Source organism: Bartonella sp. AA83SXKL, assembly GCF_042196965.1.
Taxonomy (GTDB): Bacteria; Pseudomonadota; Alphaproteobacteria; order Rhizobiales; family Rhizobiaceae; genus Bartonella.
The window spans coordinates 1-509 of sequence record NZ_JBHIRG010000367.1 but is presented as its reverse complement, the minus strand read 5'-3'; the positions used below and the strand labels follow the sequence as shown (position 1 = coordinate 509).

The following is a 509-nucleotide window of genomic DNA, read 5'->3' as shown; positions in this document are numbered from 1 at the left end:
AGCTAAAGCTTTCTCTAGAAGAATATGATCGCCATTTAGTTTTCCTTCAACGGTTATATTATTCAATCCTAAATTTGTTTGTGAATCAAAAAAACTACCATTGACTATAGAAAAACTTCCTACCAATTGCGGATTAAGTAATTCACCATTAATCGTTGCATCAACTCTGGTCATGCCTGTTATATGCGCACCACGTTTTGCTAATAATAAATCAACAAAAGCAAGAGGCATTGCCCCTTTAACATTCAATTTGACAGCTGAACCATTAAGAGAAACAGGTCCATTTATGGAGAGATCTAATCCTTTATCTCCGGTCGCTATCATACGCTCAATATGAAAAGTCGATTTTTTGTAAGAACCACGAGCATTCATATTGATCAACAGAGGTCCTTTATGCGTCATAGCAGTTAAGCTTTGACTAGCAAGCTCAAAAGAAGCAGATGGATCCTTCATTGTTCCAGCAATATCGATCCTACCTACCACGGCTCCTCCAAGTGCTTGCCCTTCAA

General features: G+C 38.1%; 1 pseudogene. It reads right to left on the bottom strand.

What is annotated here, in order from left to right:
• A pseudogene (locus ACFINO_RS11655) lies at positions 1–509 on the bottom strand (hypothetical protein); the annotation flags it as partial.